The sequence below is a fragment of the Streptomyces sp. NRRL WC-3549 genome (assembly GCF_000721935.1).
Lineage (GTDB): Bacteria > Actinomycetota > Actinomycetes > Streptomycetales > Streptomycetaceae > Streptomyces.
Genome location: NZ_KL585391.1, coordinates 123,542 through 124,875, shown reverse-complemented (window position 1 = coordinate 124,875; position 1,334 = coordinate 123,542). Strand labels below are relative to the sequence as shown.

At 68.8% G+C, this 1,334-nt stretch carries 2 pseudogenes; one reads left to right on the top strand and one right to left on the bottom strand.

From position 1 onward, the window contains the following. Nucleotides 1-178 (bottom strand): annotated as a pseudogene (locus tag IH13_RS42145) (peptidase M4 family protein); the annotation flags it as partial. A gap of 292 nt (nucleotides 179-470) precedes the next feature. Here IH13_RS42145 and IH13_RS0109130 point away from each other — a divergent pair. After that, nucleotides 471-1,334: pseudogene (locus tag IH13_RS0109130) on the top strand (2-isopropylmalate synthase); the annotation flags it as partial.

Here is a 1,334-nt window from a genome sequence, read left to right as displayed (position 1 = left end):
GTGCGAAGGCCAGCGCGGTCCCCTGCCGGTGGTGGCGGCGGGCCCCGTCGGCCTCCAGGGTGCGGCGGGCCGGACCGGCCAGGACGGGATCGCCGGCCTGGGACAGCTTGTCGAGGAGGTGGGGCGGGACGATGGTGCAGAAGACGGGACGGAACCCGTGATTCGGTCGAGGCTGCATACGATCGACTGTGGCACTCCGTCACCGCACTGTCACCGGTTGCGACGGTGATTGACGAAATGGAGTGATGAGTCACTGTTTTGCCCCCAAGAGGGGGTGATCCCGCATACTGATACGGGCCGACGCGTCCGGGGTCGCTCGGTTACTGTGACCGCATCATGCGTTTCGGGCTGCTTCTCCTTAGCTGCCGCGGCGAGGGCCTGTAGTCGTAGGCCGGCTCCCTCCCCGCGGAGTTCGCCGTTGCGGCGACACAGTCGGCCACCTCTGCCGGACCCCCAAGGAGCCCTACGCCATGACTGCCGTGAATCCCGCCGAGAGTGCCGTCGCCCCCGTGGGCGGACCCACCCCGGTCACCAACGCCACGCGGCTGCAGAAGCCTTCCGGAATGCCGGTCCACAAGTACCGCGGGTACGAGAGCGTGGACATCCCGGACCGCACCTGGCCGGACAACCGCATCACCAAGGCGCCCCGCTGGCTCTCCACCGACCTGCGCGACGGCAACCAGGCGCTGATCGACCCGATGTCGCCGGCCCGCAAGCGCGAGATGTTCGACCTGCTCGTCCGCATGGGCTTCAAGGAGATCGAGGTCGGCTTCCCGTCCTCCGGCGAGACCGACTTCGCGTTCGTGCGCTCCATCATCGAGGAGGGCGCGATCCCCGATGACGTGACCATCTCCGTCCTGACGCAGGCCCGCGAGGAACTGATCGAGCGCACCGTCGAGTCGCTGCGCGGCGCGCACCGGGCCACCGTCCACCTGTACAACGCCACCGCCCCCACCTTCCGCCGCGTGGTCTTCCGCGGCTCGAAGGAGGAGGTCAAGCAGATCGCCGTGGACGGCACGCGGCTGGTCATGGAGTACGCCGACAAGATCCTGGGCGACGAGACGATCTTCGGCTACCAGTACAGCCCGGAGATCTTCACCGACACCGAGCTGGACTTCGCCCTGGAGGTCTGCGAGGCGGTCTGCGACGTCTGGCAGCCCGAGGAGGGCCGCGAGATCATCCTCAACCTGCCCGCCACCGTGGAGCGTTCGACGCCCTCGACGCACGCGGACCGGTTCGAGTGGATGTCCCGCGAGCTGACCCGCCGGGAGCACGTCTGCCTGTCGGTCCACCCGCACAACGACCGCGGCACGGCCGTCGCCGCCGCCGAACTG